The organism is Pseudomonas sp. X10 (genome assembly GCF_054889225.1).
On record NZ_CM142677.1, the window covers coordinates 5,081,420 to 5,107,948 of the forward strand.

Sequence of the window (26,529 nt, forward strand, 5' to 3'; positions counted from 1 at the left end):
GCTTCCGGCTCGTCGTCAGGGCCCCTCTGGGGCCTTGCCTTCGCCTTGGCGCGCCGCGCATAGTTGTCACTCGGCACTCAGCTAAGAAAGGATTTCGTCGTGCGTCGGCTTCGGATTGCCATTGCCCTGACCGTCAGCTTGCTGACTCTGCTCTGCCTACCCCCGGCCTTGGCCGACCATGGCAGCGGTTGGACTGTATTGCTTGATGAGCAAGCCAACCTGCAACTGAGTGACGTGCGCTCCGAGCGCTATCGCAACCAGTTCAGCCCCCAACCCTTGAGCGAACTCAACGCTGCCAGGCCTGGCCAGGCGCTGTGGCTGCATTACCGCCTGGAGTCCGGGCAGCAGGAACAACTGCTGCGCGTCTTCGCCCCCGACCTGTCCCGCCTGGACCTCTATGCCCTGGACGGCGACCAGTTGTTGCGCCAGATGCACCATGGGCGCCAGAGAAACAACAGCAGCCCGACTCTACGCAGCAGCGATCACCTGCTGCCCTTGCCCAATAGCAGTCAGCCCGTCGATGTCTACCTGCGGCTGGTGTCCGAACACCAACTGCGCCCGGCCATCAGCCTGGAGCCAGCCGCCCAGGCAGCGGCCGACCAACGCCAGCCGTTGCTCTTCGGCGTGCTGTTCGGCGGTCTGGTGATGCTGATCCTGCACAACCTGATCCGCTTCTTCTACTCGCGCTCTAGCACCAGCCTGGTCCTGGCCCTGTATCACGGCCTGATGCTGCTCAGCGCCCTCATCCTACTCAACCTCAGCGGCCCCTGGTGGCACCTCTGGCACACTGCCCAGACGCCGGCTGCCTACCTGACCCTGGTGCTGGCCGGCCTGTCGGGGCTGTTCTTCACCCAGCGCTTCTTCGCCCCCCGCGTTCATCCGCGCCTGAACCGCCTGCTGCAGGCGGAAATGCTGGTGGCCGGCCTGAGCGGCTTGCTGTTGCTGTTCGTCGACACCCTGCCGCTCAACCTGATGACCTATGCCCTGCTCGCCCTCGGCAGCCTGAGCATGCTGCTAGTGGCCTGCTACCACTGGATCAAGGGCTATGCGCCAGCACGCCTGTTCGCCATCGCCATGCTGGTGTTCAACCTCGGCGGCCTGGTGCTGCTTCCGGCCTTGCTGGGTCTGACCCGCACCCCCACGCCATGGTTGCTGTGCATACTGATGGGGCTGACCGTGGTCAGCGGCCTGTTGCTGAACCTGGCCGTCAGCGAGCGCCTGCGCAGGATCAACGAGGAACGCTTCAGCGCCAGCCGGGCCTTGGCGGCCAGTGATGCCGAGGTCAATGCCAAGGCCGAGTTCCTGGCCAAGATCAGCCACGAGATCCGCACGCCCATGAACGGTGTGCTGGGCATGACCGAGTTGTTGCTCGGCACTCCCCTGTCGGTCAAGCAGCGTGATTATGTGCAGACCATCCACAGCGCCGGCAACGAGCTGCTCACCCTGATCAACGAGATCCTCGACATCTCCAAGCTCGAATCCCGACAGATCGAGCTCGATGACGTGCAGTTCGACCTCAATGCCCTGATCGAGGATTGCCTGAACATCTTCCGGGCCAAGGCCGAACAGCAGAACATCGAATTGATCAGCTTCACCCAGCCGCAGGTGCCGCGCGTCGTCAGTGGCGATCCGACCCGCCTGCGCCAGGCCTTGTCGAGCCTGCTGGAAAACGCCCTGAAGAACACCGAGCAAGGGGAAATCCTGCTGGTGGTGGCAGTGGACCAGCGCGGCGACACTCCGCGCCTGCGCATCGCCGTGCAGGACAGCGGCGAACCGATGCCACCTGCCGAGCGTGAAGCCCTGCTGCAGGCCGAACTGCACAGCCGGCATTTCTTCTCCAGCAACAAGCTCGGCGGGCACCTGGGCCTGGTCATCGCCAAACAGTTGATCGGCCTGATGCAGGGCGAGTTCGGTATCAAGACCAGCCACAGCATGGGCAACACCCTCTGGCTGACTCTGCCCCTCGACCCCCAGCGCCTGGAACAGCCGCCAGCCGACCTCGATGGCCCGCTGCGCGATGCTCGGGTGCTGGTGGTGGACGACAATGACACCTGCCGCAAGGTCCTGGTGCAGCAGTGCAGCGCCTGGGGCATGAACGTCAGTGCAGTGCCATCGGGCAAGGAGGCGCTTGCGCTGCTGCGAACCAAGGCGCACCTGCGCGACTATTTCGACGCCGTGCTGCTCGACCAGAACATGCCCGGCATGACCGGCATGCAACTGGCCGCCAAGATCAAGGAAGACCCCAGCCTGAACCACGACATCCTGGTGGTCATGCTCACGGGCATCAGCAATGCGCCGAGCAAGGTCATCGCACGCAATGCCGGAGTCAAGCGCATCCTGGCCAAACCAGTGGCCGGCTACACCCTCAAGACCACCCTGGCCGAAGAGCTGGCGCAACGTGGCAAGGGGCAATTCACTCCGCCGCCGTTGGTTGGCACGCCAGTACCGCTGGACCTCCCCTCCGACTTCCGCATCCTGGTGGCCGAGGACAACAGCATTTCGACCAAGGTCATCCGCGGTATGCTCGGCAAGCTCAACCTGGAGCCAGATACCGCCAGCAACGGCGAAGAAGCCTTGCAGGCGATGAAAAGCCGACACTACGACCTGGTGTTGATGGACTGCGAGATGCCGATCCTCGATGGGTTTTCCGCTACCCAGCAGCTGCGAGCCTGGGAGACCGCCAACCAGCGCCAGCGTACGCCTGTGGTGGCGCTGACCGCGCATATCCTCGCCGAACACAAGGAACGCGCGCGCCTGGCCGGGATGGATGGGCACATGGCCAAGCCGGTGGAGCTGTCACAACTGCGCGAGCTGATCCAGTACTGGGCCACTCAACGCCAAGCACAATCGGATCAACTGCCCACGCTATAACAACAGCCTTGGGCAAGACGCGGCTACCAGGGCTTGCTCTCTCGAGGCAGGCCACATCGCGGCTGATACACTTGCCACCACCTTTTCCAGCAGCAGGCCAGGACCATGCTCCATGAGTTGTTCAGCGTTTACCTGAAGATGCTCGTGCTCTACAGCCCGTTCTTCGTGCTGTCCTGCTTCATCAGCCTGACCCGCGGCCACTCCAGCAAGGAGCGCAAGCAACTGGCCTGGCGCGTGGCCAGCGCGGTGCTGATCGCCAGCGTCCTGCTCTATCTGTTCGGCCGGGTGATCTTCGGTGTGTTCGGCATCACCGTCGACGCCTTCCGGATCGGCGCAGGCAGCGTGCTGTTCATCTCGGCGCTGGGCATGGCCCAGGGCAAATCGGCGGTGCAGGCCGACAACGTGCAGCAGGACGTGACCATCGTACCGCTGACCATCCCCCTGACCGTCGGCCCCGGAACCATCGGCGCCCTACTGGTGATGGGCGTCAGCCAGCCGCACTGGGACGACAAGCTGCTGGCCATCACCAGCATTGCCTTGGCCAGTTTCACCGTAGGCCTGGTGCTGTACCTCTCTAACCGCATCGAACGCATCCTTGGCGACCAAGGGCTGCAGATCGTCAGCCGCCTGATGGGGCTGTTCGTCTGCGCCCTGGCCGCACAGATCATCTTCACCGGTATCAAGGGCTACCTGGTGCCCTAGATGTCCAGGCCGAGGATTTCCTGCTGCGCGGTCTTTTCCAGGCTGCGCATTACCTTGCTGCGATGCTGTTGATCGAACAGGCGCGTGTTGAAACGCACCAGTTCGGCACGCACGCTGGAATGGCGGCGCTCCCGGAAGAGAAACCCTGAACTGAACACCGACCGCTCTGCGGTCTCGTGGTACAGCACCATGTCCACCTGTCCACCGCGTGCCGGAGCACAGGGCAACAGCTGAAAGGCCCCATATGACCTGCAATGCTGCTCGAATTGCATCATCGCGCCTGGGTTCCCCTTCAGCCCCGCCAGTGCAACACCGATACCCTCCACGAACTGCGAGCCTGCGACCGCCCCAATTCGGCGTAACGCGCTGTCGACGATCTGCGGGCGTTCGGCGTCCGGCCAGTGAGCCTCTTCAGGCGGCACGGCGTCCCAGCCCAGAAACCTCAACTGGTTCCGGTAGCTGGCGTACCAATCCTGGATAAGGCCCTCTTGGTAGCTAGTCCGCGTGACGCGCTCCGCCATGAGGGTCGCCAACTGCACCGAACTGCGTTGCTCTGCCGTCAGCCCAGGCAAAAAGGACATCAGGCTGTAACCGACCACTGCTGCCTGTTGCTTATCCATGGACAACTCCTTGCGGCAAAGCGCCAAGATCCACCAGGTAGCAGCGCTCCTGTTGCTTGCGCTCGACCAGCCTTCGTAATTCAGTGCGATGGGGGGTGAACAGTTCCATGTCCAAGGTTGCGGACAACCCCTTGAGGCGAATATCGCCCAGCAGGCTCTTGCCGTCCAAGGGCTTGTCGAATGCGGCTTGATCAGCCGCCACTGTCGTGTATGCGGAGATGCTGCACAGATGAACGACAGGCCCTGGCAGCACCAGCCCAACCTCAAGAGTCAGGTACGTGCCCCGTTCATCTTCTCGCAACGTGAAATCCCGCAAGGCTTTGCTGGCGACCAGGTCATGCCCCAGGGCATGGAGGGCACGCGCCACATTATCGTCGGCATCCGCCTGGCGGGTGGCGAGCCAAAGCTGCAGCGGCTGCGCGGGAACCAGCACACTGCAGTCACCCGCACTTTGGGTGTCGTGGTAAATCTGGGTCATGATCCAGCCGCGCGCGGACAGGGCCATACGGTACTCGCGGTACCAAGATTGATAATTCCCGAAACGTGAAGCCGAGCGCTTGTCGGCCAGCAGTTGCGCATACAGCAAGGTATCCAGCACCGCTTGGCGCTGGTCAGCCGACACAGTGTCGGCCATCAGCAGCGCGATGCCGCCATCGAGCCATAAGGTGTAACCATGGTTATTCATGAGCCTGCCTCATCCCGTTGAACCTGCAAGGCCGGGACGACTCGCCAGACGAGCCCTCCCGGGATGGGGTCAGATGTCGTAGTCCAGCACGTTGCTGATACTGCGCTCACCCAGCTTGTCCTCGATGGTGGCGCGCACACGCTCGTAGAGGCTTTTGTTGAAGGACAGGGCCGCAGTGCCGGTGTAGTAGCTCGTAGCAGTGCTTTTCCACTCAAAGACCACCACGTCCAGGTCCTTTTGCCCGACGCCGCTGTGGATCGCGCTCATGCCCAGTACCACTTCGCCCTCGCGGGTTTCGATGCAAGAGGCCAGCCCTACCGTCGCGTTGCTCTTGCTCTTGACGTTGCGCTTGAACACCTCCTGGGCCTCGTTGACAAGCCCAAGTTTGTTTAGGGCATCGCCCGCCAGCTTGTTCAGCGCGGTACCCACCGGACCACCGAGGAAGACGGTACCGACACCGTTGATGGCCTTGAAGGCAATGGCGCCCAACGTGAGCGATTGAGACGAGGCATGTTCCCGTTCATAACTGCGACGAGCCATGACCCAGCCGCAGTCCTGCATGACCTTCAGGAACTCCTGGAACCAGGCTTCGCTTTCGCCTTCCTGGTCATGCTTCTTGCTGGCGACCAGTGAGGCGAACTGGTAGGAGTTCTTCACATCGGTACGGCTCTTGGCGGACATCCCCGCACCAAAAGCCATCAGCGATTGCTCAACCACCGCTGCGGTGTTGTTGCTCAGGATCTGTTGATCGTCGGTCATCTTGAATAGTCCTTTTCATGAAGTCCCCTCGCCGATCGGAGGGGACGCCACACTATCCAAACGCCGCTGGCGTGACCGGCGCGAAAGTCTTCCCTGAGGGGTCAACCTGCCGCCGGATACCAGCGCGGCGTGTATACCCATTCGCCGCCACCGGCACGGGGGAAGGTACAGGTCGTAGAGGAGCCCACCAGCACCATGGTGCGCATGTCGACCATTTCCGGCAGCAGCTCACCTAGGGTGACGGTCCTCAGAGTCTGCCCCGGCCTACCGATGTCACGTCCAAGGACTACAGGGGTTGTCGGGTCGCGGTGCTGGCGCACGATGTCCAGCGCCTCGCCAAGCTGCCATGGCCGCGCCTTCGAGATCGGGTTGTAGAAGGCCAACACCAGATCGGCCTGGGCCGCCAAGTCCAGGCGCCGCTCGATGATCGACCAAGGCTTGAGGTTGTCCGAAAGCGACATCACACAGAAGTCATGCCCCAGCGGCGCCCCGGCTTGGGCAGCGGTCGCCAGCGAGGCGGAGACGCCCGGCAGTATCTCCAGATCGACCCGCTGCCATGCCGGGTCGCTGGATTCGTGCAAGGCCTCCAGCACAGCGGCGGCCATGGCGAACACACCAGGGTCACCAGACGAGACCACCACGACCGAACGCCCTTGCGCGGCCAGTTCGAAGGCATGGCGAGCCCGCTGCATTTCTTCACGGTTGTCCGTGCAATGCAGCACCTGGTCGTCCCGGAACGGCCCTGCCATGCGCACATAGGTCTCGTAGCCGAGCACATCCTCGGCCCGCGCCAGCTCGGCCTTGACCGCCGGCACCGTCAGTTCGGCCGCGCCGGGGCCCAGGCCGATCACCGCCAGACGCCCACGGCCACGGCCCAAGCGCTGCGGGTCGATCGGCCCCGGCGCCACGGCAATGGCCAGTCCCGGCAGCGCTACAGGTGAGCGCTGCGCCTGCGGCAGAGCTAGGGAGGCCATCTCTTCGACGTTGGCCGCTGGCACGAAACGTAGCGCCACCCCCAACGCTTGGGCCGCCACCAGCAGCGCCGGCTCGGCCATCTCCTCCTCGCTGGCCAGCAGGCAGGCCAGGGACTGTTCGGCCAAGCCTGCACTGCGCAATGCCCCACGCACGCTGCTGGCCAGATCCGGGAGCTGGGCGCTGACGGCCACCAGCACCGAACGCGAATAGATCACAAGCTCATCGCGACTGGCCGGGCGCGCCGCGCAGCCGACGTGAATGGCACGCTGTGCCGTTTCGCTGCTGGGCAGTTGAGCCTGTTCCAGCCAAGGCGCGGCCCCCTCGATGCGCACCGTCTCGCCGGCCAGCAGATCGGAGACGAAACGCTTGCCCTGCTCCAGGTCCGCCAGCGCGTAGCCTGGTGGCGGGTTGAGCAGGCAGGTACCGAAACGCAGTTCACCACTGGTGGTGATCGCTGCCGCCACACCCAGCGCCGCACCGATTTCCCGGGCGATAACATTGACCCCACCCAGGCCACCGAGCAGCGGCACCACCGCGCTGCCATCCTCGGCCACCGCCAGCACCGGTGGCTCGGCGCCTTTCTCCGTGAGCAGACTGGCCAGGGTGCGGATAACGATGCCCGCCGCGCACAGGGCGATGATCGGCGTGTCTTGCCGATACAGGTCACGCAGGGTTTGGCCGAAGTCCTGGTAGTGGCTGCCGGCCTCATCGACCCTCCCAGCCAATCCGTGGATCACCGCCTGCGGATACAACTGCTGGATCCGCCGGGCCGTGGCCAGGCTGCCAGGGCCAAGAACGACGATGGCCGGTGCCTTGCGCGCACTCATCCCTGCCACCTCTCGCCCGGAACGATGATCAGCGAGAAGTAAGGTGAGGACTGCGGGTCGACCTCATCCAGGGCGACGATCTTCTGGTTGGCCATGGTCGCCCGCTCCACGTACAACGCACGGGAGTCCAGGCCCAGTTCGCTCAGGACCTGGCGCACCTTGGGGAAGTTGCGGCCCAGCTTCATGATCACCGCCGCGTCGGCATCGGCCAGGCGCCGCTTGAGCTCCTCGTGGGGCAGCACGCCGGAGAGTACCGACAGGCTCTGGTTGCGGTAGACCAGCGGCGCGCCCAGCACCGATGCGCCACCCAGCATGGAACACACGCCCGGAATCACCTGGGCATCGAAGCGCTGGGCCAGGCGGTCGTGCAGGTACATGTAGGAACCGTAGAAGAACGGATCGCCCTCGCAGATCACCGCCACGTCACGCCCAGCGTCCAGGTGCGCGGCCACTTCCAGGCTGGCGCCATCGTAGAAGTCGCTGATTACCTGCTCATAGGACAAAGGAGCCGGCAGCACCTCGGTCGTCACCGGATACACCAGCGGCAAGAGGGTCTGTTCAGGCTGCAGGTGCGCCTCGATGATGCCAAAGGCATTGCCGCGCTTGCCCTTGGCCACGAAGTACGCCACCACCGGCGCTTCGCGTAGCAGGCGCAGGGCCTTGACCGTGATCAGCTCCGGGTCGCCGGGGCCCACGCCCAGGCCGAGCAGACGTCCACGTACCTGCATCATTCCACCTCCGTGGCCAGCGCGTTGACGGCGGCAGCGGCCATGGCGCTGCCACCCAGGCGGCCCTGCATGATAACGAAGGGCACGCCACGGCTGTCGGCGGCGAGCATCGCCTTGGACTCCGCGGCCCCAACGAAGCCGACCGGAAAGCCAAGGATCAGCGCCGGTTTCGGCGCGCCGGCGTCAAGCATCTCCAGCAGGTAGAACAACGCCGTCGGCGCATTGCCGATCACCACCACGCTGCCTTCCAGGTGCGGGCGCCACAGCTCCAGGGCCACGGCGGAACGGGTGTTGCCCAACTCTACGGCCAAGGCGGGCACGCTGGGGTCGCGCAGGGTACAGATCACTTCGTTGTTGGCCGGCAGGCGCGCACGGGTCACGCCTTCGGCGACCATGTGCGCGTCGCAGAGGATCGGCGCGCCCTTGGCCAGGGCTTCGCGCCCGGCCGTGCCAGCGCCCGGCGAGAACTGCAGGCCATCGATGGCATCGACCATGCCGCAAGCGTGGATCACTCGCACCGCCAGCTTCTCGAGGTCTGCGGGAATGCGGTCGAGCCGGGCTTCCTCACGAATGATTCGGAAGGAATTGCGATAGATCTCCTGACCATCGCGGATGTAATCAATCATCAAGGTGCTCCGTGGGCAGGTCGAGCATCGCGCCTGCTTCTTGCAAAGTGAGGTCGCGCGCGCGCAAGGCGCCGAAGCCGGGCTGGCGTGCGTCGCGCAGATACAGGTCATAGCGGCCCGGGGCACGGGCCAGCAGGGTGGCCGGGGCAACATGGGCCACGGCGCAGGAACGTGGGCAGCCGCTGAGGTGGACGCTGCCGGGGCCGCCTCGGTGTAACAACCGCGCCAGGAGCAAGGCATCACCCTTGGTCTCGGCCTGGGCCTTGGCGCAGCCATCGGAGCCGGTACAGGCAACCAACCGGGCCAACGGCTGCTCGGCCTGGCAGAGCAGCCCCAGTTCGCTCAGTGATCGCTGCACCACGGCGGTCTGGTCCGGCGCAATGTTCGCCAGCACCAGGCTTTGCCAAGGGCTCAAGCGCAAGCTGCCGTCACCGTATTCACGCGCCAGGCGGGCAATGCCGCGCAACATGGCGGCGCTCAGGCGGCCCAAGGGTGGCGCGGCGCCGATCGCCAAATGCTGCGTCTGCCGCTGCGCCAGGATACCCAGATAAGGAGTTGCAGCCGCCGGCCTGCGCCAGCCGGTCACCACAGCATCGCGGCGGATATCCAGGCCCAGACCGGCGACGAACTGCTCGGGTGGACAGTCTTCGAGCAGTTGGCGCATACGCGGCTGCTCCGGGCGAGCCAGATCGAGAAAGCGCTCCAGTACCGCGCGCACCAGTGCCTCGCCCGCGGCCAGCGGCACCGCGCCGAGCACCTGGCCATCCGCCGGGCACCCCGCCAGGCCAAAGGCCAGCCAGGTCCGCTGATCCAGGCTCAGGGCCGACAACCACAGGTCATGAGGGTGTTCGAGCATCGCCAGGGACTCACCAGCATCCAACTGCACGGCGAACTTGGCCGACAACTGATGAAAACGTGGGGTGCCTTCGAGCATCCGCAGAATCTGCCGCGCCAGGGGCCAGGCATCGAACAACATGCTTCGGTCGAGCCCGGCCAGGGGGCTGAGCATCAGGTTGCGCACATCGTCGCCGGCCGCGTCGCGCGGGCCCAGGCCAGCGGCGAGCAGGTGCTCGACCAGCCCCCGCTGCTCATTGCCGATGCCACGGATCTGCAGGTTGCCACGGTTGGTGGCCTCGATGGTGCCCCGTGCAAAGCGCTCGGCACCCACGGCCACCGCGTCGGCCTGGTCGGCGGTCAGCAGGCCACCCGGGAGCTTGATACGGCAGATTCCGCCATCGCGGGCGGCGACGATACGCCACAACCCCGGGCAAGCCGAGGGGCGAGGCGCAACATCAGGGGTAAAAGCCTGCTTCAAAGGGGTATCCGGCAATCGTGAAAGAGCACTTCAGTGTAGAAGGCGCGGTATTATGCCTGCTTTGTCCGACGGCATGAAAAGCCGGTGGTCGAAGATGATGTTGAATCAGGGGCCGCGACGGGCACGACGCCCCCAAAGGGTAGATGAGGAAGCGGATGGCACCCTGGCTGACAGTAGTGGGTATTGGCGAAGACGGTTTCAGCGGCCTGGGCAAGAACGCCCGGCGCTCGCTGCTCGGTGCTGCGCGTGTGTTCGGCAGCCCGCGCCAGCTGGCGCTGCTGCCTCGCTGCATCGCCGGCGAACGCCTGGCCTGGCCCAGTCCCTTTTCTTTAGCGCCGGTGCTGGCCCTGCGTGGCGAGCCGGTATGCGTGCTGGCCAGCGGTGACCCGATGTACTACGGCGTCGGTGCAAGCCTGGCGCGGCAGGTGCCGGCCACAGAGATGCAGGTCCTGCCCATGCCCTCTTCCTGCGCCCTGGCCGCCGCCCGCCTGGGCTGGTCGCTGCAGGACGTGCATACCCTGTCGATCGTCGCTCGCCCCCTGGCCGCGCTCAACGCCCACCTGTACAGCGGCGTGCGCCTGCTGGTGCTGAGCAATGATGGCGGCAGCCCGGCCGCGATCGCCGCTCTGTTGCGCGAACGTGGTTTCGGGCCGAGCCGGCTGCAGGTGTTCGAGCACCTCGGCGGCGCGGCCGAACGCCGCATCGAAGGCACGGCGAACAACTGGGAGACGCTCCGAACCGCCGACCTCAACCTGGTGGCCATCGAATGCCTGGCCGCGCCCGATGCGCCGCGCCTGTCGCCGCTGGCCGGCCTGCCCGACAGCGCCTTCGAGCATGACGGCCAGTTGACCAAGCGCGATGTGCGCGCCATCACCCTAGCCCGCCTGGCGCCGCAACCCGGCGAGCTGCTCTGGGATGTCGGTGCCGGCTGCGGCTCGATCGGCATCGAATGGATGCGCGCCCATCCCAGTTGCCGCGCCCTGGCCATCGAGTCTGACGAAGGCCGCCAGCAATTCATCGAGCACAACCGCGATGCCCTCGGCGTCCCCGGGCTGCAACTGGTTCGCGGACGGGCCCCGGATGCCCTGCAAGCACTGGAACGCCCCGACGCGGTCTTCATCGGCGGCGGCGTGACCCGCGAAGGCGTGCTGTCCCTGTGCTGGGAGCGACTGCCCCCCGGTGGGCGCCTGGTAGCCAATGCCGTGACCTTGCAAAGCGAACTGGCCCTGGTCGAATGGCGCGAACGCCACGGCGGCGAGCTGACTCGCATCCATATCGCCCATGCCCAGCCCCTTGGCGCCTTCGACACCTGGCGCCAGGCCTTGCCCATCACCCTGCTCGAAGCGGTCAAACCCCTGGATGCGTGAAGAAACTCGCGAACAGGCCGCGCCCTTGCGCAGCGGCCTGACCACCGGCAGCTGCGCCACCGCCACCAGCCTCGCAGCTGCGCGCCTGCTGCTCACCGGCCACAGCGAGGACGCGGTGCAAATCACCTTGCCCAAGGGCAAGCAGGTGCAGATGCGCCTGGAATTCTGCCGCCGCGATGGCGACCGCGCCGAGGCCGGCACGCTCAAGGATGCCGGTGATGATCCGGACGTAACCCATGGCGCCCTGCTCTACAGCCAAGTGCGCCTGCTCGACGAGCCCGGCATCCGCTTCGTCGCCGGCCAGGGCGTCGGCACCGTGACCCGTCCCGGCCTGGTGCTGGGGGTCGGTGAGCCGGCGATCAACCCGGTGCCACGGCGGATGATCAGCGAGCACCTGCACCAGCTCGCCAGCGACTGCGCCTACCCGGGGGGCTTCGAAGTCACGGTGAATGTGCGCGGCGGCGAGCAACTGGCCCTCAAGACCATGAACCCACGCCTGGGCATCCTCGGCGGGTTGTCGATCCTCGGCACCAGTGGGATCGTCCGGCCCTTCTCCTGCTCGGCCTACATCGCCTCGATCCAGCAAGGCATCGACGTCGCCCACAGCAACGGCTACACGCACATCGCAGCCTGCACCGGCAACGCCAGTGAAGACACCATGCGCCACGTGTACAACCTGCCCGAGATTGCCCTGATCGAGATGGGCGACTTCGTCGGCGCGGTGCTCAAGCACCTGCGCAAGGTCCCAATGGCACGGCTGAGCCTGTGCGGTGGCTTCGGCAAGATCAGCAAGCTGGCGGCCGGGCACATGGACCTGCACAGCCGCAGCTCCAGCATCGACCTGCCACAACTGGCCGCCTGGGCAGCGGACATCGGCGCCGACAGCGAACTGCAAGCCGCCATCGTCGCGGCCAACACCAGCCAGCAAGCGCTGGCCCTGGCTCATGCGGCAGGGATCGCTCTCGGTGATGCAGTGTGTAGCCACGCCTTGGCCTTCGCCCGCAGCGTGGTGCCGGCACAGGTGCAGGTGGAGGTGTTCGCCATCGACCGTCAGGGCGGTATCGTTGGTCAGGCGGGTGTTTCATGACGGAGCGCATCCTGCTACTCGGCGGCGTCACCGAAGCCCTGGCCGTGGCGCGGCGGCTAGAGCCGCAACACATCTACAGCCTGGCCGGCATCGGTCGTGTGCCGCAAGACCTGGCCTGCCAGGTACGGGTCGGCGGCTATGGCGGCGCCGAGGGGTTGGCTGCCTTCCTACGCGAGGCCGGCATCAGCCTGCTGGTCGACGCCACCCACCCCTATGCCGCGCAGATCAGCCGCAATGCCGCGCAAGCCGCACAGGCGGCAGGGATTCCTTACTGGGCCCTGCACCGCCCGGCCTGGCAGGCACAGTCTGGGGATGACTGGCATGAGGTCGAGGACTGGGATGCCCTGAGCGAAGCCCTGCGTCCCTTCCAACGCCCGCTGTTCACCTTGGGCCGCGAGCCCCTGCAACATCTGCACGAGATTCCCGCGCACCAGTTCTGGACCCTGCGCGCCCTGGAGGCTTGCCCAGGCAACGAGCGTTGCGAAGTGATTGGCGCCCGCGGACCGTTTCACTTGGAAGACGAGCGCGTCTTGTTCGAACGTCGGCAAATCGACGTGCTGGTGAGCAAGAACAGCGGCAGCACCGCCACCGAGCCCAAGCTTGAGGTGGCCCGGGAGCGCGGCGTGCCGGTGCTGGTGCTGAAGCGGCCAGAATTGCCAGACGCCGATAGGACGTTCCTGGCTGCCGCCGAACTCATCGCGGCACTTGAGTTATAGAGCCACACTACCCAGGGAGACTCGTCAGGGCAGGAACAGTACGGATGCCTTGTCCGCTGACCGCTCCTACAACCGATGGAGATATCTCTCGCATAACTGACCGACGGGTCCGAGGCACTCGGATAGCCCATCGCCATCCCGCTGGCTTACACTAGCCACCTTCTCCCCTGGAAGACCTCGCTCATATGGAAATGCAATGGTGGATCTGGCTGGTATTCGGCTTCGGCCTGATCCTGCTTGAACTTGTCCTGCCCACATTCTTCATTCTCTGGTTCGGCATCGGTGCCGTGCTGGTGTCGCTCATCGCGTACCTGGCCCCCAGCCTGCAACTGGACATGCAGGTGCTGCTGTGGGTGGCGTTCTCGTCCATCACTACGGTCCTGTGGTTCAAGGTGTTTCGCAAGAAGAAGCCAGATACCCGCTGGACCGCCGACAGCGTCATCGGCGAGGTCGGCCTGCTCACCGCCACGGTCTCCGAATTCCAGAAAGGCCGTGTGCGGTTCCAGAAACCCATCCTCGGCAACGAGGAGTGGGTCTGCGTCGCCGATGCCGAGATCACTTCCGGCGAGCGCGTGCGCATCAGCGCCATCGAAGGCAATACCGTCCGGGTCACCCGGGCCTGACCAGCAAAAGGAAGCATTGATTCATGACCAGCCTCATCGTCGCCGGCACCCTTGCCGTATTCGCCCTCATAACCCTGTTCAAGGGGGTGCGCATCGTGCCCCAGGGCGAGGAGTGGATCGTCGAACGCCTGGGCCGCTACCACAGCACCCTCAAGCCCGGCCTGAACATCGTCATCCCTTACATGGACGTGGTCGCCTACCGCCTGCCGACCAAAGACATCATCCTCGACGTGCAACAACAGGAAATCATCACCCGCGACAACGCGGTGATCGTCGCCAACGCCCTGTGCTTCGCCAAGGTCGTCGACCCGCAGAAAGCCTCCTACGGCGTGCAGAATTTCTCCTTCGCCGTGACCAGCCTGACCATGACCTCGCTACGTGCCATCGTTGGCGCCATGGACCTGGACGAAGCGCTGTCGAGCCGCGAGCAGATCAAGGCGCGCCTGCGCGAGGCCATGTCCGAGCAGACAGAAGACTGGGGCGTGACCGTACGCTCGGTGGAGATCCAGGACATCAAGCCATCGGAGAACATGCAGACCGCCATGGAGCGCCAAGCCGCCGCGGAACGCGAGCGCAAGGCCGACGTGACCCGAGCCGAAGGCGCCAAGCAGGCAGCGATCCTCGAAGCCGAGGCGCGCCTGCAGGCAGCCAAGCTGGACGCCGAGGCGCAGATCAACCTGGCCGAGGCCTCGGCCCGCGCCATTTCCCTGGTCAAGGAAGCGGTCGGCAATGAAACCACGCCGGCCATGTACCTGCTGGGCGAACGCTATATCGGCGCCATGGAGAACCTGGCCGGCAGCGACAACGCCAAGGTCGTCGTATTGCCTGCCGACTTGCAGGAGACCGTGCGGGGCCTGCTGGGACGTGGCAAGCCCGCCTGATTGCCGAGCGAGGGCTTCCCTGGTGTTGCCGTCTTGAGGTAGGAGCCAGGACAGAAGTGCGGCACTTCACCGCACCCCCGGCATTTTTTCCTATACTCGGCGTTACAATAGCCACCACTGATTCCTGACCGGATCTCTCCATGCCCCCACATCGGCACATCGCCTGGATAGCCTGCTTGGCAGTGCTGTTCAACCTGCTGGCCATGCCGCTGTTATCGGCCGCGCCCAAGGGCTCGGCCGATCAGTTGCTGTGGGGAGCCTTCTGTTCCAGCGTCGCGGGCAAGGCAAAGGTCGATGTGCAGGCCCTGGCCAAGATCGACTTGGGCCAGCAAGGCGATGACCACTCCAACATGCAGCATTGCTGGTGCTGCTCCGGCACCCCGCCGTTGCTGGCCTTGCCGGGCCACGCGCCGCAGTTGCACAGCCCGCCGCTGCTTGCGATCGACCACACGCCCCCGCTAGCCAGCGACCAACCGACGCCACGCCAACTATGGCCGGCGCTCAACCCCCGCGCCTCTCCTCTGGCCTGAGTTCACTACGCTGTCTGCCTGAACCTGAACAGATCGGAGACCCAACCCATGCTCAAGCAAGCTCTAATCCTGGCAGCCCTGCTGTTGCCCGGCGCGTTCGCCAACGCCCACGAATACACTCAGGGCGACCTGCACATCGCCCATCCCTGGTCGCTGGAACTACCACCGAACGCACCGAACGTCGCCGCCTATTTCGTGGTGCACAACAACGGTAAGGAGGATGACCGCCTGATCAGCGTCGACAGCCCGATTACTGACGACGCGCAATTGCACGAGCACGTGAAGACCGACGCCGGCCTGATGAAAATGCAACAGGTGCCCAGCGTGACGGTGCCCGCAGGCCAGGACCTGACCTTCGCCCCCAGCGCCTACCATGTGATGCTGCTGCAGCCCAAGGACCGCAGCCTGCTCAGCGACGGCAAGCGCTTCCCGCTGACCCTGCACTTCGAGAAGGCCGGCGACATCACCGTCGAAGTCGCCGTGCAGAAGCAGGCCCCTGCCGACCAGCAGGAACACAGCCACACGCACTAACCGCCTGAGCGACGCTCGCCATGAGCACCTTGCGCAACCGGTTCGCCCGGACCACCCGCCCTGCCCGCAGGCGCGTCGGTGGCGGCTGGCTGAGCCTGTTCGCCATGTGGATGATCTTCATCGGCCCGCTGGTATCCCAGTCGATGCCGATGGAGCATCACGCCGGCATGGACATGTCCATGTCCATGTCTGCCGGGCACCACCATGCCGAGTCCGGCCATCGCGCCCCCGGCAACGATGGGCAATTGCATGTCCTGTGGGAGAAGTGCGGCTACTGCAGTCTGCTGTTCAACTGCCCGGCGCTGCCGCAGGCTGTCAGCCCGCTCAGTGCGAATGCTGCATGCCCGTCCACCCTCACCCCACTCCAGCCCCGCCAGGGACATGCCCTCCAGGCGGTATTCCCCGGTGCCCGCAGCCGCGCGCCGCCTGCCTCGATCAGCGCTTGACCACATCTTGCACGCCCGGGGCCCGCAGCCCCGCGCACCGTCATGACTGATCGACTGGAATCACTATGTCCGGCTGCACCCCTGTTTTGCATTTGTCCCTGCGCGGGACCATCGCCCTGCTCTGCGGCTCGCTACTCGCGCCCGTGGCCATGGCGGTCGACACCGGCCATGAAGGCCATGAACACGACCTGGCGGAACTGAGCCCAACGGTCATCACCGCCATCGCCCCCAGTTCGCCCCTGACCATCGTCACCAACCCCAAGGACCCACGCCAGCCGGTGCCGGCCAGCGACGGCGCCGACTACCTCAAGACCATTCCCGGCTTTTCCGCGATCCGCTCCGGCGGCACCAACGGCGACCCGGTACTGCGTGGCATGTTTGGCTCGCGCCTGAACATCCTCACCAACGGCGGCGTGATGCTCGGCGCCTGCCCCAACCGCATGGACGCCCCGACCTCGTACATTTCGCCCGAGACCTATGACCGCCTGACCGTGATCAAGGGTCCACAAAGCGTGGTCTGGGGCCCCGGCGGCTCGGCTGGGACCATCCTCTTCGAACGTGATCCGGAAAAATTCGGTGAGCTCGGCAGCCGGGTCAACGCCAGCCTGTTGGCTGGCTCCAACGGCCGCTTCGACAAGGTCCTCGATGCCGCGGCCGGCAACCGCCAGGTCTATGCCCGCTTCGTCGGCAACCAGTCGCGTTCCGATGACTATGAGGACGGCAACGGCGATACCGTGCCGTCACGCTGGGACAAGTGGAACGGTGACGTCACCCTCGGCTGGACGCCGGACGCCGACACCCTGCTCGAGCTCACCGCCGGCAAGGGCGATGGCGAGGCGCGCTATGCCGGGCGCGGTATGGACGGCTCGCAGTTCAAGCGTGAAAGCCTGGGCCTGCGCTTCGAGAAGTCCAACCTCGGCGAGGTGCTGGACAAGGTCGAGGCCCAGGTCTACTACAACTACGCCGACCATGTGATGGACAACTACAGCCTGCGCACGCCCTCCGGCAGCGGCATGATGGGCATGCCGATGGTCAGCAATGTCGATCGTCGCACCCTCGGTGCGCGGATCAAGGCCACCTGGCACTGGGCCGACGTGCAACTGGTCAGCGGCATCGACGCACAGACCAACGAACACCGCCAGCGCGGCGGCATGGGCGTCGACGCGCACAAGGGGCAGTCCTGGACCAAGGACGCGGACTTCCACAACTATGGGGTATTCGGCGAATTGACCTGGTACAGCACCGAGCAAGATCGCCTGATCACCGGCGCACGCCTGGACCGCGCCTCGGCCAAGGACTTCCGCCAAGCCAGCGCCACCAGCGGCAACACCCGCGCCGACACCTTGCCCAGCGGCTTCGTGCGTTACGAGCACGACCTCACGGCCATCCCTGCCACCACCTATATCGGCCTGGGCCATGCCCAGCGCTTTCCCGACTACTGGGAGCTGTTCTCGCCCAAGTCCGGCCCAGCCGGTTCGGTCAACGCCTTCGACAGCATCAAGCCGGAGAAGACCACCCAGCTCGACTTCGGCATCCAGTACCAAGGCGAGCGCCTGGACGCCTGGGCGTCCGGCTATGCTGGGCAGATCCGCGACTACATCCTGTTCGACTACCGCAGCGGCATGATGGGCATGCCCAGCTCGCGGGCGCAGAACATCGATGCGCGGATCCTGGGTGGCGAACTCGGCGCCGCCTACAAACTGACGGAAAACTGGAAAGCCGACGCCACCCTCGCCTACGCTTGGGGCAAGAACAGCAGTGATGGCAAGGCGCTACCCCAGATGCCACCCTTGGAAAGCCGCCTGGGCCTGACCTACAGCCAAGACGACTGGAGCGCTGGTGCGCTGTGGCGCGTGGTGGCGGCGCAAAACCGCATCGCCCAGGACTCCGGCAACGTGGTGGGCAAGGACTACGAGAAGAGCGCCGGATTCGGCGTGTTCTCGCTCAATGGCGCCTACAAGGTGAACAACAACCTCAAGCTCAGCGCGGGCGTCGACAACCTCTTCGACAAAGCCTACGCCGAACACTTGAACCTGGCCGGGAATGCCGGGTTCGGCTACCCGGCCACGGACCCGCAGCCGGTGAACGAGCCAGGCCGGACCTTCTGGACCAAGGTCGATATCAGCTTCTGACACTCACAACGGGCGCGGCGATGACCGCGCCCTACACCTTGCCTGATGGGAGGTTCCATGAGCGAACCACGCATTTCCTTCTACAACCTGGCCTGGCGCTGGCATTTCTACGCCGGGCTATTCGTCGCCCCCTTCATGATCCTGCTGGCGGTCACCGGGATCATCTACCTGTTCAAGCCGCAGCTAGACCCGCTGCTGTACCGCGACCTGATGGTGGTCGAGGCCGGCCATCAGCGCCAGGGCGCCGACGTCCTGCTCGCCGAGGTGCGCCAGGCCTATCCCCAAGGCCATGTCGGCCAGTACCTGCCGCCGCTGGATGCCGGACGCAGCGCGCAGTTCGTGGTGCACGACGGCGGGCGTGAGCTGAATGTCTTCGTCGACCCCTACAGCGGCAAACTGCTGGGCGAGCAGGACAGCAAGTACAATCTGCAGGCCGTTGCCCGGGCCCTGCACGGCGAGTTGATGGTCGGCACCTTGGGCGACCGCCTGGTAGAACTGGCCGCTGGCTGGGGCGTCGTCCTAGTGGTGTCCGGCCTGTATCTATGGTGGCCGCGCGGACGCAGCAGCGCCGGCGTGTTGTGGCCACGCCTGAATGCCCGCGGCCGCCTGCTGTGGCGCGACCTGCATGCGGTCAGCGGCTTCTGGGGCGCGGCGCTGCTGCTGTTGATGCTGCTCAGCGGCATGACCTGGACCGGTTTCTGGGGCAAGCAGTACGCCGACCTGTGGAACCGCTTTCCAGCGGCCATGTGGAACGACGTGCCGCAGTCCGACCAGCAGGCCCGAGAACTCAACAGCGCGCACCGCCAGACCGTGCCCTGGGCCATGGAGAACACGCCGATGCCGCAGTCCGGCGCCCATGCCGAACATGCCGGGCATCACATGATGTCCAGCGCGCCTGCCGCGCCACAGGTCAGCCTGCAGCAGGTCGAAGACATCGCCAGCACCCGCCAGGTCGAGCCCGGCTACAGCATCACCCTGCCCACCACCGCCGAAGGCGTCTACACCATCGCGGTGTTCGCCGACGACCCGCGCAACGACGCTACCCTGCATGTCGACCAGTACACCGGCAAGGTCCTGGCCGACGTGCGTTGGCAGGACTACAGCCCGGTCGCCCGCGCCACCGAGCTGGGGGTGATGCTGCATGAGGGCAAGATGTTCGGGCCGCTCAACCAGATCATCATCCTACTGGTGTGCCTGATGATTCTCCTGGGCTCGGTCAGCGGCCTGGTGATGTGGTGGAAGCGCCGGCCTACTGGCGGGCTTGGGGTGCCGCCACTGCGGCATGACCTGCCACGCTGGAAGACCGCCGTGGGGGTGATGCTGGTGCTGGGCGTCGCTTTCCCGCTGGTCGGAGTGTCGATGCTGGTGATGTGGTTGATCGATAGCCGGGTGGTGCGGCACAAGGTGCTCGCCAGGGCTTGAGCCAATGCTGCCTGGCAAGGGCTGCGCCGTTGTTCGCGGGGCAAGCCCTGATGCCAGTCAGCTAAGGTGGTGCCTCATGAGTCTTGGGGCCGCTTCGCGCCCCTGTCGCGACACAAGGCCGCAGGTACAGCGCCGAATTGCAGAGCAACGTCGCTAGGCCGCGCCCCCCCCGATCGAAACGCCCGTGTTAGCCTACTTCGCTTTCTCACGACAAGATCGATCCTCGATGGAATACAAGCCCATGACACGGACCTCATCCACACCGACAGATGACCAGCATCTGCAACGCAACCTGACCAACCGCCACATTCAACTGATCGCCATCGGTGGCGCCATCGGCACCGGCCTGTTCATGGGCTCGGGCAAGACTATCAGCCTGGCGGGCCCGTCGATCATCTTCGTCTACATGATCATCGGCTTCATGCTGTTCTTCGTCATGCGCGCCATGGGCGAGTTGCTACTGTCGAATCTGGAATACAAGTCGTTCATCGACTTCTCCGCCGACCTGCTCGGTCCTTGGGCGGGTTACTTCACCGGCTGGACCTACTGGTTCTGCTGGGTCATCACCGGCATCGCCGACGTGATCGCAATCGCCGCCTATTCGCAGTTCTGGTTCCCCGACCTGCCGCAATGGATACCGGCGCTGGCCTGCGTTGGCGTACTGCTGTCGCTGAACCTGATCACCGTGAAGCTGTTCGGCGAGATCGAGTTCTGGTTCGCCATGATCAAGATCGTCGCCATCCTCGCCTTGGTCGCCACCGGCCTGTACATGGTCTTTAGCGGCTTCGAGTCGCCGGCCGGGCGCACCGCCAGCCTGGCCAACCTGTGGAATGACGAAGGCATGTTCCCCCATGGCCTGATGGGGTTTTTCGCCGGTTTCCAGATCGCCGTCTTCGCCTTTGTCGGCATCGAGCTGGTAGGCACCACCGCCGCCGAGGCGAAGAACCCCGAGCGCACCCTGCCACGGGCCATCAACTCGATCCCGATCCGCATCATCATGTTCTACGTGCTGGCGCTGATCGCCATCATGGCCGTCACTCCCTGGCGTGACGTGGTGCCCGGCAAGAGCCCGTTCGTCGAGCTGTTCGTCTTGGCCGGGCTGCCGGCAGCGGCCAGCGTGATCAACTTCGTGGTACTGACCTCCGCAGCTTCGTCGGCCAACAGCGGCGTGTTTTCCACCAGCCGCATGCTGTTCGGCCTGGCCCAACAAGGCGATGCACCAAAAAGCTTCGAGACCCTGTCGCGGCGCAATGTCCCGGCAAACGGCCTGTACTTCTCCTGCACCTGCCTGCTACTGGGCGCCGCATTGATCTACGTGATCCCCGACCTGGTCGAAGCCTTCACCCTGGTGACCACCGTCTCGGCGATCCTGTTCATGTTCGTCTGGTCGCTGATCCTGTTGTCGTACCTGAACTACCGCAAACAGCGCGCAGCGTTGCACCAGGCCTCTAAGTACAAGATGCCTGGCGGGCGTTTCATGTGCCATGTGTGCCTGACCTTCTTCGCCTTCATCCTGGTGCTGCTGAGCCTGGAAGACGATACCCGCCAGGCGCTGATCGTCACGCCGCTGTGGTTCGTGCTACTGGCCGTCACCTACCAGTTCGTACGGCGCAACCGTCACCAGGCGTTGTCGTCCCAGGCCGACTGAGCCTGCGGCAGGCTGCGCACCAACACGGCGCAGCCTGCACCTTCCCCCACCCCAGCACGGTGCAAGCCCCCTTGGCATACCTCGCAAAACCGCGGGTTTGAGCGTGCTGCAAGTCGGCACATCACTTGCACAAGCCTCTCTTCGTGTCGCCACCACTCGAACAACAACGGAGAGAGCACATGAAGCGTCGCAGCCTGATCAAGGCCGTTACCCTCAGCGCAGGCCTGGCCGCCATGGGCCTGAGCTGGACTATCCAGGCCGCCGAGACCATCAAGGTCGGTATCCTGCATTCGCTGTCCGGAACCATGGCGATTTCCGAGACCTCGCTCAAGGATATGGCGCTGATGACCATCGAGCAGATCAATGCCAAGGGCGGGGTCAATGGCAAGCTACTGGAGCCGGTGGTCGTGGACCCAGCGTCGAACTGGCCGCTGTTCGCCGAGAAGAGCCGCCAACTGCTGACCCAAGACAAGGTCGCGGTGGTGTTCGGCTGCTGGACCTCGGTGTCGCGCAAGTCGGTACTACCGGTGTTCGAAGAACTCAATGGCCTGCTGTTCTACCCGGTGCAATATGAAGGCGAAGAGCTTTCGCCGAATGTGTTCTACACCGGTGCGGCGCCTAACCAGCAGGCCATCCCGGCGGTGGAATACCTGATGAGCGAGGAAGGCGGCGGCGCCAAGCGCTACTTCCTGCTCGGCACCGATTACGTCTACCCACGCACCACCAACAAAATCCTGCGCGCGTTCCTGCACAGCAAGGGCGTGGCCGACAAGGACATCGAAGAGGTGTACACGCCGTTCGGCCACAGCGACTACCAAACCATCGTCGCCAACATCAAGAAGTTCTCCGCCGGCGGCAAGACGGCGGTCATCTCCACCGTCAATGGCGACTCCAACGTGCCCTTCTACAAGGAACTGGCCAACCAAGGCCTGAAGGCCACGGAGGTGCCGGTAGTGGCGTTCTCCGTGGGTGAAGAGGAACTGCGCGGCATCGACACCAAACCCCTGGTTGGCCACCTGGCGGCGTGGAACTACTTCGAGTCGGTGGACAACCCGGTCAACCAGCAATTCGTCGCCGACTGGAAAGCCTACGCCAAGGCCAAGAACCTGCCGGGCGCCGACAAGGCCGTGACCAACGACCCGATGGAGGCCACCTACGTCGGCATCCATCTGTGGGCCCAGGCCGTGGAGAAGGCCCAGTCCACCGATGTCGACAAGGTCCGCGAAGCCTTGGCTGGCCAGAGCTTCAACGCGCCGTCGGGCTACACCCTGACCATGGACAAGACCAATCACCACCTGCACAAGCCGGTGATGATCGGCGAGATCCAGGACGACGGCCAGTTCAGCGTGGTCTGGGAGACCGAGCAACCGCTGCGGGCACAGCCGTGGAGCCCGTTCATCCCGGGCAACGACAAGCGTCCGGATTATGCAGTGAAGGGTAACTGAGGCAGCGGGGCCGCTATGCGGCCCAGTCGCGGGCAAGCCCGCTCTTACAACGACACCGCGTTTACCTGTAGGAGCGGGCTTGCCCGTGATTGGCCCGCCCAGGCGACACCGTTTCAACTCCCCGACGAGATCCCGATATGCCCAAGGCACTCTCCCGTCTCCTCCTCGCTCTTGTCCTGCTGCTGCCCCTGGCAGGCCAGGCTAGCGAAGGCGAATTCTTCCTCGCCGCCAAGCCCAACGAGCAGGCTCGCCTGCTCCAGGACTGGGCGGCGCAACCCGATCCGACCCGGCTCGCCCTGCTTATGTCGCTCAAGCAAGGGCGCATCGCCTCGGACGACACCCGCAAGGTCCGCCTGAACAACCGCCTGCGCAGCCTGATCGACAACGCCCTGGCCAGCCACCAGTTGCTCAGCGATGACAGCCAGGTGCGGCTGGCGGCGGCCAAACAATTGCAAAAGAGCGCGCAACCGGCGCAGGTGGCCTTCCTCGACCGGCGCTTCGCCAGAGAATCCGACGCCGCCGTGCAAGCCGCCCTGGCCCTGGCCTTGGCCAACCTGCAACTGGCCGCCAGCGAGCCTGCGGTACGCCTGGCCGCTGTGCGCCTGCTGGGTGAAACCGGCGACCCACTGGCCCGCACCCGCCTGGAATCCCTGCTCGAACCCGGAGTGGAAAGCGATGCCGCCGTGCGCACCGCCGCCGAAACCAGCCTCGCCCAGGTCAAACGCAAACTGCTGGTCGGCGAGTTGCTCGGCCAGGCCTTCAGTGGCCTATCGCTGGGCTCGATCCTGCTGCTAGCGGCGCTGGGCCTGGCAATCACCTTCGGCTTGCTAGGGGTGATCAACATGGCCCACGGCGAGATACTCATGCTCGGCGCCTACACCACCTACATGGTCCAGGTGCTGGTGCAACGCCTGGCGCCGGGAGCCATCGAGTTCTACCCGCTGATCGCCCTGCCCGTGGCCTTCGCCGTCAGCGCCGGGGTCGGCATGCTGCTCGAACGCACCATCATTCGCCACCTCTACGGCCGCCCACTGGAAACCCTGCTGGCGACCTGGGGCATCAGCCTGATCCTGATCCAGGCCATCCGCTTGCTGTTCGGCGCGCAGAACGTCGAAGTGAGCAACCCCGCCTGGTTGTCCGGCGGCGTGCAAGTGCTACCTAACCTGGTACTGCCCTACAACCGCCTAGTGATCATCGTCTTCGCCCTGGCCGTGGTGCTGCTCACCTGGCTGCTGCTCAACCGCACCCGCCTGGGCCTGAACGTGCGTGCCGTCACCCAGAACCGCAACATGGCGGCGTGCTGCGGGGTCAGCACCGGCCGCGTGGACATGCTCGCCTTCGGCCTTGGCTCCGGCATCGCCGGCCTGGGCGGCGTGGCCCTGAGCCAGGTCGGCAATGTCGGCCCGGACCTCGGCCAGAGCTACATCATCGACTCGTTCCTGGTGGTGGTGCTCGGCGGTGTCGGACAGCTCGCCGGCAGCCTCTGGGCCGCCTTCGGCCTGGGCATTGCCAACAAACTGCTGGAGCCGCAGATCGGTGCCGTGCTCGGCAAGATCCTCATCCTTGCGCTGATCATCCTGTTCATCCAGAAGCGTCCGCAAGGCCTGTTCGCCCTCAAGGGACGGGTAATCGACTGATGAACCAGCCACTGCTTGTCACTGCCACGCAAAAAGCCGGGCCACGCCTGTCGCTGGCCTTGGGCGCCGCCGTCGTCCTGGTGCTGCTGGCGCTGCCCCTGTTGTCACTGCTGCCCGCCGAGCACAGCCTGCACGTCTCGGCCTACACCCTGACCCTGGTCGGCAAGATCCTCTGCTACGCCATCGTTGCCCTGGCCCTGGACCTGGTCTGGGGCTACGCCGGGCTGCTCTCTCTTGGCCATGGCCTGTTCTTCGCCCTCGGCGGCTACGCCATGGGCATGTACCTGATGCGCCAGGCCGCAGGCGATGGCCTGCCGGCTTTCATGGCCTTCCTGTCATGGACGGAGTTGCCCTGGTACTGGGCCGGCACCCAGCACTTCGCCTGGGCCCTGTGCCTGGTGGTCCTGGCGCCGGGACTGTTGGCCCTGGTGTTCGGCTGGTTCGCCTTTCGCTCGCGGATCAAGGGCGTGTATTTCTCGATCATGACCCAGGCCCTGACCTTCGCCGGCATGCTGCTGTTCTTCCGCAACGAGACGGGCTTCGGCGGCAACAACGGCTTCACCAGCTTCCGCAGCATCCTGGGCTTCGATATCGCTGCGCCGGGCACCCGCGCGGTGCTGTTCCTGCTCACTGTGGCGCTGTTGCTGGCCAGCCTTTACCTGGGTTGGTTCCTTGCCCGCAGCAAGTTCGGCCGGGTGCTCACCGCCCTGCGCGATGCCGAGAACCGCCTGATGTTCTGTGGCTACGACCCGCGCGGCTTCAAGCTGCTGGTCTGGGTGCTCAGCGCCGTGCTGTGCGGCCTGGCCGGCGCACTGTACGTGCCCCAGGTCGGCATCATCAACCCAAGCGAAATGTCTCCGACCAACTCCATCGAAGCCGCCGTGTGGGTCGCCCTCGGCGGGCGCGGCACGCTGATCGGACCGCTGCTCGGCGCCGGCCTGGTCAATGGCATGAAGAGCTGGTTCACCGTGGCGTTCCCGGAGTTCTGGCTGTTCTTCCTCGGCGCGCTGTTCATCCTAGTGACCCTGTACCTGCCCAAGGGCGTGGTGGGTCTGCTGAAGAAAAGGAACCAAGCATGAGATGCCTACCCCTGCCGCCCGTGCATCCTGAGTTCATGCTCGAACCGGTCTTCGACAAGGACGTCATCGACGGCACCGGCCGCGATGCGATCGGCCTCGGCCAGCGCCGCGAACCCGGCCTGAACGTGCGTCACGGCACGGTTCTCACCCTCGAGGACATCAGCGTCAGCTTCGATGGCTTCAAGGCGCTGAACAGCCTGAACCTGTACATCGGCGTCGGCGAGCTGCGCTGCATCATCGGCCCCAACGGTGCCGGCAAGACCACGCTGATGGACGTCATCACCGGCAAGACCCGGCCCGACACCGGCAGTGCCTGGTTCGGCGACACCCTCGACCTGACCCGCATGAGCGAAGTGCAGATCGCCCAGGCCGGAATCGGCCGCAAGTTCCAGAAGCCCACGGTGTTCGAGGCCCTGACGGTCTACGAGAACCTGGAGTTGGCGCAGAAGACCAACAAGTCGGTGTGGGCCAGCCTGGCCGCTCGGCTCAGCGACGAACAGCGCCAGCGCATCGATGAGGTGCTGCAAACCCTGCGCCTGCAACCCTTGGCCCGGCATCAAGCTGGCTTGCTGTCCCATGGCCAGAAGCAGTTCCTGGAGATCGGTATGCTGCTGATGCAGGACCCGCAGCTGTTGTTGCTCGACGAACCGGTAGCGGGCATGACCGATGCCGAGACCGAGTTCACCGCTGAGCTGTTCAAGAGCCTGGCCGGCAAGCACTCGCTGATGGTGGTCGAGCACGACATGGGCTTCGTCGGCAGCATTGCCGACCATGTCACCGTGCTGCACCAAGGCAGCGTGCTAGCCGAAGGTTCGCTGGAGCAGGTGCAGGAAGACGAGCGGGTAATCGAAGTTTATCTGGGCCGCTAGAACGACGC

General features: G+C 65.1%; 24 protein-coding genes. 17 read left to right on the top strand and 7 right to left on the bottom strand.

Annotated features, from left to right (window positions below; all coding sequences use genetic code 11):
* Positions 1 to 99 precede the first annotated feature (99 nt).
* Positions 100 to 2,871 (top strand): hybrid sensor histidine kinase/response regulator, encoded by a 2,772-nt coding sequence (locus ACYU03_RS23120; protein WP_461886928.1) that lies wholly within the window; start codon positions 100 to 102, stop codon positions 2,869 to 2,871.
* A gap of 105 nt (positions 2,872 to 2,976) precedes the next feature.
* A complete protein-coding gene (locus ACYU03_RS23125) occupies positions 2,977 to 3,573 on the top strand; it encodes a MarC family protein (protein ID WP_461886929.1) in 597 nt (198 codons plus the stop codon).
* Here ACYU03_RS23125 and ACYU03_RS23130 read toward each other — a convergent pair.
* From ACYU03_RS23130 to cobG, 7 genes are all read right to left on the bottom strand, one after another.
* Positions 3,570 to 4,193 (bottom strand): hypothetical protein, encoded by a 624-nt coding sequence (locus ACYU03_RS23130; RefSeq protein WP_461886930.1) that lies wholly within the window; start codon positions 4,191 to 4,193, stop codon positions 3,570 to 3,572. The two genes, ACYU03_RS23125 and ACYU03_RS23130, sit on opposite strands and share 4 nt — an antisense overlap.
* A complete protein-coding gene (locus tag ACYU03_RS23135; RefSeq protein ID WP_461886931.1) occupies positions 4,186 to 4,878 on the bottom strand; it encodes a hypothetical protein in 693 nt (230 codons plus the stop codon). The genes ACYU03_RS23130 and ACYU03_RS23135 overlap by 8 nt, the downstream gene beginning before the upstream one ends.
* 69 nt (positions 4,879 to 4,947) lie before the next feature.
* The gene (locus tag ACYU03_RS23140) at positions 4,948 to 5,637 is read right to left on the bottom strand and encodes a hypothetical protein (RefSeq protein WP_461886932.1); all 690 of its coding nucleotides are present in this window, start codon (positions 5,635 to 5,637) and stop codon (positions 4,948 to 4,950) included.
* A gap of 101 nt (positions 5,638 to 5,738) precedes the next feature.
* Positions 5,739 to 7,439, bottom strand: a complete 1,701-nt coding sequence (cobJ, locus tag ACYU03_RS23145; protein WP_461886933.1) for a precorrin-3B C(17)-methyltransferase — start codon at positions 7,437 to 7,439, stop codon at positions 5,739 to 5,741.
* Positions 7,436 to 8,167, bottom strand: a complete 732-nt coding sequence (locus ACYU03_RS23150) for a precorrin-2 C(20)-methyltransferase (RefSeq protein ID WP_461891533.1) — start codon at positions 8,165 to 8,167, stop codon at positions 7,436 to 7,438. Before ACYU03_RS23150 ends, cobJ begins: the two co-directional genes overlap by 4 nt.
* Entirely contained in the window at positions 8,167 to 8,793 is a 627-nt protein-coding gene (locus ACYU03_RS23155; RefSeq protein WP_461886934.1) for a precorrin-8X methylmutase, read from the bottom strand. Before ACYU03_RS23155 ends, ACYU03_RS23150 begins: the two co-directional genes overlap by 1 nt.
* Positions 8,786 to 10,123, bottom strand: coding sequence for a precorrin-3B synthase (cobG, locus tag ACYU03_RS23160; RefSeq protein WP_461886935.1), 1,338 nt, complete (start codon positions 10,121 to 10,123; stop codon positions 8,786 to 8,788). Before cobG ends, ACYU03_RS23155 begins: the two co-directional genes overlap by 8 nt.
* 140 nt (positions 10,124 to 10,263) lie before the next feature.
* Here cobG and cbiE point away from each other — a divergent pair, with 140 nt between their 5' ends.
* The 15 genes from cbiE (at position 10,264) to urtD (ending at position 26,521) form a co-directional block, all read left to right on the top strand.
* Positions 10,264 to 11,475, top strand: coding sequence for a precorrin-6y C5,15-methyltransferase (decarboxylating) subunit CbiE (gene cbiE / locus ACYU03_RS23165; RefSeq protein ID WP_461886936.1), 1,212 nt, complete (start codon positions 10,264 to 10,266; stop codon positions 11,473 to 11,475).
* Entirely contained in the window at positions 11,468 to 12,562 is a 1,095-nt protein-coding gene (locus ACYU03_RS23170; protein ID WP_461886937.1) for a cobalt-precorrin-5B (C(1))-methyltransferase, read from the top strand. Before cbiE ends, ACYU03_RS23170 begins: the two co-directional genes overlap by 8 nt.
* Positions 12,559 to 13,278, top strand: coding sequence for a cobalt-precorrin-6A reductase (locus ACYU03_RS23175; RefSeq protein ID WP_461886938.1), 720 nt, complete (start codon positions 12,559 to 12,561; stop codon positions 13,276 to 13,278). Before ACYU03_RS23170 ends, ACYU03_RS23175 begins: the two co-directional genes overlap by 4 nt.
* Positions 13,279 to 13,463: 185 nt before the next feature.
* Positions 13,464 to 13,901 carry an NfeD family protein gene (locus tag ACYU03_RS23180; RefSeq protein ID WP_461886939.1) on the top strand — a complete coding sequence of 146 codons (438 nt, stop codon included), beginning with the start codon at positions 13,464 to 13,466 and terminating at the stop codon, positions 13,899 to 13,901.
* Positions 13,902 to 13,924: 23 nt separating this feature from the next.
* A complete protein-coding gene (locus tag ACYU03_RS23185) occupies positions 13,925 to 14,782 on the top strand; it encodes an SPFH domain-containing protein (protein WP_461886940.1) in 858 nt (285 codons plus the stop codon).
* Between the two features lie 140 nt (positions 14,783 to 14,922).
* Positions 14,923 to 15,312 carry a DUF2946 domain-containing protein gene (locus ACYU03_RS23190; RefSeq protein ID WP_461886941.1) on the top strand — a complete coding sequence of 130 codons (390 nt, stop codon included), beginning with the start codon at positions 14,923 to 14,925 and terminating at the stop codon, positions 15,310 to 15,312.
* Between the two features lie 48 nt (positions 15,313 to 15,360).
* Positions 15,361 to 15,843, top strand: coding sequence for a copper chaperone PCu(A)C (locus ACYU03_RS23195; RefSeq protein ID WP_461886942.1), 483 nt, complete (start codon positions 15,361 to 15,363; stop codon positions 15,841 to 15,843).
* A 20-nt stretch (positions 15,844 to 15,863) separates the two neighbouring features.
* Complete coding sequence (locus ACYU03_RS23200) at positions 15,864 to 16,289, top strand: DUF2946 domain-containing protein (protein WP_461886943.1); 426 nt, start codon at positions 15,864 to 15,866, stop codon at positions 16,287 to 16,289.
* A gap of 65 nt (positions 16,290 to 16,354) precedes the next feature.
* Positions 16,355 to 18,421, top strand: a complete 2,067-nt coding sequence (locus ACYU03_RS23205; RefSeq protein WP_461886944.1) for a TonB-dependent copper receptor — start codon at positions 16,355 to 16,357, stop codon at positions 18,419 to 18,421.
* 57 nt (positions 18,422 to 18,478) lie between these two features.
* Positions 18,479 to 19,843 carry a PepSY-associated TM helix domain-containing protein gene (locus tag ACYU03_RS23210; RefSeq protein ID WP_461886945.1) on the top strand — a complete coding sequence of 455 codons (1,365 nt, stop codon included), beginning with the start codon at positions 18,479 to 18,481 and terminating at the stop codon, positions 19,841 to 19,843.
* A 241-nt stretch (positions 19,844 to 20,084) separates the two neighbouring features.
* Entirely contained in the window at positions 20,085 to 21,491 is a 1,407-nt protein-coding gene (gene cycA, locus ACYU03_RS23215; RefSeq protein ID WP_461886946.1) for a D-serine/D-alanine/glycine transporter, read from the top strand.
* A 179-nt stretch (positions 21,492 to 21,670) separates the two neighbouring features.
* Positions 21,671 to 22,936 (top strand): urea ABC transporter substrate-binding protein, encoded by a 1,266-nt coding sequence (urtA, locus tag ACYU03_RS23220; RefSeq protein ID WP_461886947.1) that lies wholly within the window; start codon positions 21,671 to 21,673, stop codon positions 22,934 to 22,936.
* 137 nt (positions 22,937 to 23,073) lie between these two features.
* Positions 23,074 to 24,573 (top strand): urea ABC transporter permease subunit UrtB, encoded by a 1,500-nt coding sequence (gene urtB, locus ACYU03_RS23225; protein ID WP_461886948.1) that lies wholly within the window; start codon positions 23,074 to 23,076, stop codon positions 24,571 to 24,573.
* The gene (gene urtC, locus ACYU03_RS23230) at positions 24,573 to 25,652 is read left to right on the top strand and encodes an urea ABC transporter permease subunit UrtC (RefSeq protein ID WP_461886949.1); all 1,080 of its coding nucleotides are present in this window, start codon (positions 24,573 to 24,575) and stop codon (positions 25,650 to 25,652) included. The genes urtB and urtC overlap by 1 nt, the downstream gene beginning before the upstream one ends.
* A complete protein-coding gene (gene urtD, locus ACYU03_RS23235) occupies positions 25,649 to 26,521 on the top strand; it encodes an urea ABC transporter ATP-binding protein UrtD (RefSeq protein WP_461886950.1) in 873 nt (290 codons plus the stop codon). The genes urtC and urtD overlap by 4 nt, the downstream gene beginning before the upstream one ends.
* Positions 26,522 to 26,529 lie beyond the last annotated feature (8 nt).

What these genes read in the sequence shown, in the direction of transcription:
- ACYU03_RS23185 (WP_461886940.1), top strand. Translation starts at nt 13,925, where the DNA reads ATGACCAGCCTCATCGTCGCCGGCACCCTTGCCGTATTCGCCCTCATA.
- urtA (WP_461886947.1), top strand. Translation starts at nt 21,671, where the DNA reads ATGAAGCGTCGCAGCCTGATCAAGGCCGTTACCCTCAGCGCAGGCCTG.
- cycA (WP_461886946.1), top strand. Translation starts at nt 20,085, where the DNA reads ATGACACGGACCTCATCCACACCGACAGATGACCAGCATCTGCAACGC.
- ACYU03_RS23210 (WP_461886945.1), top strand. Translation starts at nt 18,479, where the DNA reads ATGAGCGAACCACGCATTTCCTTCTACAACCTGGCCTGGCGCTGGCAT.
- ACYU03_RS23130 (WP_461886930.1), bottom strand. Translation starts at nt 4,193, where the DNA reads ATGGATAAGCAACAGGCAGCAGTGGTCGGTTACAGCCTGATGTCCTTT.
- cobJ (WP_461886933.1), bottom strand. Translation starts at nt 7,439, where the DNA reads ATGAGTGCGCGCAAGGCACCGGCCATCGTCGTTCTTGGCCCTGGCAGC.
- urtD (WP_461886950.1), top strand. Translation starts at nt 25,649, where the DNA reads ATGAGATGCCTACCCCTGCCGCCCGTGCATCCTGAGTTCATGCTCGAA.
- ACYU03_RS23180 (WP_461886939.1), top strand. Translation starts at nt 13,464, where the DNA reads ATGGAAATGCAATGGTGGATCTGGCTGGTATTCGGCTTCGGCCTGATC.
- cbiE (WP_461886936.1), top strand. Translation starts at nt 10,264, where the DNA reads ATGGCACCCTGGCTGACAGTAGTGGGTATTGGCGAAGACGGTTTCAGC.
- ACYU03_RS23125 (WP_461886929.1), top strand. Translation starts at nt 2,977, where the DNA reads ATGCTCCATGAGTTGTTCAGCGTTTACCTGAAGATGCTCGTGCTCTAC.
- ACYU03_RS23205 (WP_461886944.1), top strand. Translation starts at nt 16,355, where the DNA reads ATGTCCGGCTGCACCCCTGTTTTGCATTTGTCCCTGCGCGGGACCATC.
- urtC (WP_461886949.1), top strand. Translation starts at nt 24,573, where the DNA reads ATGAACCAGCCACTGCTTGTCACTGCCACGCAAAAAGCCGGGCCACGC.
- ACYU03_RS23155 (WP_461886934.1), bottom strand. Translation starts at nt 8,793, where the DNA reads ATGATTGATTACATCCGCGATGGTCAGGAGATCTATCGCAATTCCTTC.
- ACYU03_RS23150 (WP_461891533.1), bottom strand. Translation starts at nt 8,167, where the DNA reads ATGCAGGTACGTGGACGTCTGCTCGGCCTGGGCGTGGGCCCCGGCGAC.
- ACYU03_RS23175 (WP_461886938.1), top strand. Translation starts at nt 12,559, where the DNA reads ATGACGGAGCGCATCCTGCTACTCGGCGGCGTCACCGAAGCCCTGGCC.
- ACYU03_RS23135 (WP_461886931.1), bottom strand. Translation starts at nt 4,878, where the DNA reads ATGAATAACCATGGTTACACCTTATGGCTCGATGGCGGCATCGCGCTG.
- urtB (WP_461886948.1), top strand. Translation starts at nt 23,074, where the DNA reads ATGCCCAAGGCACTCTCCCGTCTCCTCCTCGCTCTTGTCCTGCTGCTG.
- ACYU03_RS23195 (WP_461886942.1), top strand. Translation starts at nt 15,361, where the DNA reads ATGCTCAAGCAAGCTCTAATCCTGGCAGCCCTGCTGTTGCCCGGCGCG.
- ACYU03_RS23190 (WP_461886941.1), top strand. Translation starts at nt 14,923, where the DNA reads ATGCCCCCACATCGGCACATCGCCTGGATAGCCTGCTTGGCAGTGCTG.
- ACYU03_RS23200 (WP_461886943.1), top strand. Translation starts at nt 15,864, where the DNA reads ATGAGCACCTTGCGCAACCGGTTCGCCCGGACCACCCGCCCTGCCCGC.
- ACYU03_RS23170 (WP_461886937.1), top strand. Translation starts at nt 11,468, where the DNA reads ATGCGTGAAGAAACTCGCGAACAGGCCGCGCCCTTGCGCAGCGGCCTG.
- ACYU03_RS23140 (WP_461886932.1), bottom strand. Translation starts at nt 5,637, where the DNA reads ATGACCGACGATCAACAGATCCTGAGCAACAACACCGCAGCGGTGGTT.